5 protein-coding genes and 2 pseudogenes are annotated in these 4,465 nt (G+C 60.9%); 3 read left to right on the top strand and 4 right to left on the bottom strand.

The features are described from left to right. The 3 genes and pseudogenes from DBR24_RS02465 to DBR24_RS31225 all read right to left on the bottom strand — a co-directional run. Positions 1-699, bottom strand: a 699-nt coding sequence (locus DBR24_RS02465; protein ID WP_128613794.1) for a xanthine dehydrogenase family protein subunit M, incomplete at its 3' end; no start/stop codon positions are given. Beyond that, positions 696-1,385, bottom strand: coding sequence for an aldehyde dehydrogenase iron-sulfur subunit PaoA (gene paoA, locus DBR24_RS02460; protein WP_256591247.1), 690 nt, complete (start codon positions 1,383-1,385; stop codon positions 696-698). The genes paoA and DBR24_RS02465, both read right to left, overlap by 4 nt. A gap of 201 nt (positions 1,386-1,586) precedes the next feature. Continuing rightward, positions 1,587-1,865, bottom strand: a pseudogene (locus DBR24_RS31225) (L-lactate permease); the annotation flags it as partial. Positions 1,866-1,890: 25 nt separating this feature from the next. Between DBR24_RS31225 and DBR24_RS02450 the strand changes: the two are divergent. Then, complete coding sequence (locus tag DBR24_RS02450) at positions 1,891-2,097, top strand: hypothetical protein (RefSeq protein ID WP_123462665.1); 207 nt, start codon at positions 1,891-1,893, stop codon at positions 2,095-2,097. Between the two features lie 112 nt (positions 2,098-2,209). Beyond that, positions 2,210-3,268, top strand: coding sequence for a hypothetical protein (locus DBR24_RS02445; protein ID WP_225931026.1), 1,059 nt, complete (start codon positions 2,210-2,212; stop codon positions 3,266-3,268). Between the two features lie 71 nt (positions 3,269-3,339). On the opposite strand, the gene DBR24_RS02440 is transcribed toward DBR24_RS02445, so the two are convergent. Continuing rightward, the gene (locus DBR24_RS02440; RefSeq protein WP_123462668.1) at positions 3,340-3,615 is read right to left on the bottom strand and encodes a hypothetical protein; all 276 of its coding nucleotides are present in this window, start codon (positions 3,613-3,615) and stop codon (positions 3,340-3,342) included. Positions 3,616-3,821: 206 nt separating this feature from the next. On the opposite strand from DBR24_RS02440, the pseudogene DBR24_RS02435 reads away from it, so the two are divergent. Then, a pseudogene (locus DBR24_RS02435) lies at positions 3,822-4,465 on the top strand (hypothetical protein); the annotation flags it as partial.

The raw sequence follows: 4,465 nt of genomic DNA, 5'->3' as shown, positions 1-4,465 counted from the left end.
ATCGCGTACCTTGTGATAAAGGTGCGTACCACCGACCGGGGCGGGCAGCGTCACCGAAGTGATGAACTCGCCGGGGCTGAGGCTGGTTTCGACGTTCGGTGTGTTACCCGGGAGCTGATGGAAATCGGCGATGGCGATGCTGCGGGTGGTGCCGTCCGGCTTCACCGTTTCCACCTGCGCGTCGAGTGCGCGCATGGCAATCGCCATGTCGCTGGGGTGGGTGGCGATGCAGGCGTCGCTGACACCGATCAATCCCAGTTGCCGACTGACCCCGCCAATCGCCGCGCAACCGCTGCCGGGCTGACGCTTGTTGCAGGCCTGATTGACGTCATAGAAGTACGGGCAACGTGTGCGTTGCAGCAGGTTGCCGGCGGTGCTGGCCATGTTGCGCAATTGGCCGGAGGCACCGGCGAGCAAGGCGCGGGAGAGCAGGGCGTAGTCGTTGCGCACGCGGTGGTCGGCGGCCAGGTCGGTGTTGCGCACCAGGGCACCGATGCGCAGTCCGCCGTCGGGCGTGGCTTCGATTTGATCCAGGCCCAAGTGGTTGACGTCGATCAGATGCAACGGGGTTTCGATGTCGAGTTTCATCAGGTCGAGCAGGTTGGTGCCGCCGGCGATGAACTTCGCGCCTTCGACCTGTGCCGCCAGCGCTGCGGCTGCGGCAGGGGAATCGGCGCGGCTGTAATTGAACGGTCTCATGCGGGCACCTGCGCGACTTCAGTGATGGCTTCGATGATGTTGGAGTAGGCGCCGCAACGGCAGATATTGCCGCTCATGCGCTCCTGGAATTCACTGGCGATCAGTTGCGGTGCTTCGGTCAGGCTGGGGCTGACGTGGCTGGGAATGCCCTCGCGAATCTCCTTGAGCACCGCCACCGCCGAGCAGATCTGCCCTGGCGTGCAGTAACCGCACTGGTAGCCGTCGTGCTTGATGAACGCGGCTTGCATCGGGTGCAGGCTGTCGGGCATGCCAAGGCCTTCGATGGTGGTGATCTCGCTGTTTTCGTGCATCACTGCCAGGGTCAGGCAGGCATTGATGCGGCGGCCATCGGCGATAACGGTACAGGCGCCGCACTGGCCGTGGTCGCAGCCTTTTTTGCTGCCGGTCAGGTGCAGGTGTTCGCGCAGCGCATCGAGCAGCGTGGTGCGGTTGTCGACCTCAAGGGCTTGAGGTTTACCGTTGACGTTGAGGGTTACTTTGGCCATGGCCGGTTGCTCCAGACTGGCCGCGTAGGCCTTGAGGCTAATGAAAGGCGGCATTGCAAACGCGGTGGCGGTCACCGCGCCGAGGATCAGGAATCTTCGTCGGGAAATCGTCATGCTTCGATTCCTCTCTGGCTTAATCAGGACGGCAGGGATTGAAGGCCCAATCGGGCGCGCCGGCATGCATGCCGGTCTCGTTCTTGAAATGACCTGCACGGAGGGGAAAAGGTTTTTGCGGATTTTCGCTATAGAGTTATGCGCAGAACTCATGAGTCTGCTGCGCGACTCAGCGCTCACTGGGGAGGGGGCTTGCTCCCGACAGCGTCGGATCAGTCAGCCTGTTGGCTGTATCACACAGCGCCTCCGCGAGCAGACCCTCACAAACGCCATCAACACCGGACTGATGCCGAGCTGTTCCGATGTGACCCGCTGCAGCCCGCCAAACAGCACGTTGGAGGCCGTGTCCGAAGCGGTCAACGCCACCCCGAGCCAACCAAGCAAGGTGCCGGACATCGGATAGAAAATCCCCGTCGCCGCGAATGCCAGGCCCATGGTCGCGTCCATCGCTGGCCAGTGAATCATCGGCGCTTTACCCGGTCTTATCTGCGGCTGCGCGCACCGCGTCCTGAAGGCGAGGGCAGCGTTGGCCGATTCCGTCGTCAAGACCTTGGTTTTAGGGAAGTGTTGAATGAAGCGCGTGACAACGATGCTGCTGACTGTGACTGCCGCCGTTTTGCTGGGTGGATGTGTGGCGGATTTTGATGAGGGTCACCGCCATGGCCGGCACTACGACCGCGATCACGAGCGTTATTACGATCATGACCGGCGCTGGGATGACCGGGATGACGACCGCCGTGATGGCCGTCGCTACTACCGCGATCGGGATGATGACTGACTGAATCCCGCGCTCCGCAAGAGGCTGGAATCGTGCGACGGGAGGGGCTGGACGCAATGATGGCAATTCAGTAGCATCGGCGTTTTTTTGCCCCTTCCCCTCAAGGATGATCATGTCTGTCGCTTGTTCGTTGCGTCGCTCACCCGTTGTTGTCGGTGCCGTTCTGTCGGCGCTTTTGCTGTCAGGCTGCACGCAGATGGGCACCTATCAGGATGCTGCCGATCCCGATGCCGCCAAGCTGCGCTTTGTTGCCAATACCGATAACGCGACGGTGGACTATTACGATGCCGAGCATTGCGACGGGCAGACCACCGGCATCATCAACAATCTGTTCATCGCCGACAGCCAGCGTCGGGTCGGCATGTCGGTGGCCCCGCCGGAAAAGGCCAGAGGCTATCTGGAAATCAAACTGCCGCCGGAAAAGGACATGTACCTGAAGGTCAACACTCAGGTCGGGTATGCGGTATGCGGGTCCGGTTTCACCTTCAAGCCGCAGCGTGGCACGGAGTACGAACTGACCCTCGACCTCAAGGGGCGTCACTGCTCGACGCTGATGCAGCGTGTGCAGCGTATCGACGGCAAGGATGTACGCACACCGGTTGCGATCAAACGCGAAGGTCTGGCGGCCTGCGCCGGGCGCAATGCGATCTTCCCGAAACCGCCGGCGTTGCTGCCGGACACCCCGGAACGCACGGCCATGATCGACCGTATCGTCAATGGCAGCCTCTTTGTGGTGATGAAGTCTGGCGCAACGAAGCCGACGACGTTTACCCCGGAAAAGCTCGATTCGCTGATCAGTGAGCGCAAGGCCAAAATGAACATTGCCCTGCCGGACGATTACTGGACGCTGTACCGCCAGAATCTGGTGCAGTTCGATACCGAGAACGCCAGTAATGCCGACGAGGCGATCAAGCGCGCCAGCGACGAGTATCGCCAGCGTTTGCGCAGTGTCGATGACAAGCGCCTGAAAGATTGGTCTAGGCTCAAAGGCTCGGACGGTAAACAAGTTAACGCCGCGCCGAACGAAATGGAGACCGACATGATCATGTACTACTTCCAGTCGTCAAAAGGCGTGGTGGTTGAAACCGTCGGACGCCATCTCGAGCGCATGGCCAAGATGGATGCCCAGTACAACGTCTGCTCACGTTACGCCGACTGCTGGAAGCGCTGATCTCCGTAAGGCCGATGTGAAAAAGCCCACTGCGCCGAAACGGCCAGTGGGCTTTTTTGTGCGTGCTGCGATTAAAAGTGAGCGCTCGCCTGGACGCGGGATCGCGCAGGCAGCGAGGCCTCGAGATCCAGCAAATGGGTGGCGAGAATGTCGCTCAGAAAACGGAACTGATCGTTGAAACCGACCACTTCATTGCTGAAATGATTGCTGGCGGCAGGCATCAGCAGGTCTTCGAAATCTTCGTTGAACACCAGCGCCCGGGCTTTGTGCGACACCGCGTGCTGAGCGTAGTAGTTGCTGCCGAACACCGGGAAACTCACGGAGAGTGTGACGATGGTGTGAATCATGATGTGAACTCCTCGTTGTGTCTCGGATGGGTGGATCGTGCCTTTGAAGGGCGGCGGGTGGAAGGCAATCGTCGCAATGGTGAGTATTGATGGCGTTGATGGTTCGGGTTTCGGGCGGGCGATGAGGTCGGTGCATCCAGCATCAGGCTCGACTGACCCACCTATACTCAAGTCTGCCTCCCACTCATCTCAAGGAAAACCCCACCGTGGACCTGCGCGCACTGGTGGTTGCCGCACTGTTTCTGCTGGCCGGCTGTGCCACATCGGCGCGGGCCCCGGTGCCAGCGCCACAGGCCATCGTGGTGTCGCCGGCCACCTGGCAGCAGATCGACCGTGAAATCGTCAGCGCCTCGCAGCAGTCCACCGAGCAAGTCAAGGTTTTCGCCCGTGGTTCGATGGAACATTGGCGTACTCGCGTCTATCAGCAAACTGAAGAAAATTTCATCCCGTGGTTCAGCAGCTACTGGACCCAGGAATGGCTGTCGGTGAAGGTCAGCTGGTACACCCTCAACGCCGGTGGCGAGCAGGACGCCTCGGCCAAGCGCCTGGCGGCGTATCTGCTTGAGCAATATCAGGAAAGAGTGCTGGCGCCGGTGGCGGTCGAGATTGATCCGGACGCGATCCTCGGCCAGGCCACGGCGTTCTATGCACAACTGATGGCGCAGCAGATGCCGCTCATCGCCCGGCGTCATGGCGTGCCGGTTGCGCAGCTCAACGGGCGGTTGCAGAAGATCCCGGCGATCGCCCTCGGTCCGCCGCCGGCGCGGGATGCTTCGCTGTATCAGGTGGTCAGCACCGAACCGTTGAACACGCTACCGGCCTATGCGGCGCTGATCGACAAGATCCACAC

Origin of the sequence: Pseudomonas sp. HMWF006 (genome assembly GCF_003061205.1) — a bacterium.
GTDB lineage: Bacteria > Pseudomonadota > Gammaproteobacteria > Pseudomonadales > Pseudomonadaceae > Aquipseudomonas > Aquipseudomonas monsensis.
Note: the sequence above shows the minus strand (reverse complement) of the source record. Positions and strands in the feature narration are given on the sequence as shown.

Bases quoted from the DNA above. Each gene is read 5' to 3' on its own strand.
- paoA (WP_256591247.1), bottom strand. From the start codon at position 1,385: ATGCCGGCGCGCCCGATTGGGCCTTCAATCCCTGCCGTCCTGATTAAG.
- DBR24_RS02445 (WP_225931026.1), top strand. From the start codon at position 2,210: ATGTCTGTCGCTTGTTCGTTGCGTCGCTCACCCGTTGTTGTCGGTGCC.
- DBR24_RS02450 (WP_123462665.1), top strand. From the start codon at position 1,891: ATGAAGCGCGTGACAACGATGCTGCTGACTGTGACTGCCGCCGTTTTG.
- DBR24_RS02440 (WP_123462668.1), bottom strand. From the start codon at position 3,615: ATGATTCACACCATCGTCACACTCTCCGTGAGTTTCCCGGTGTTCGGC.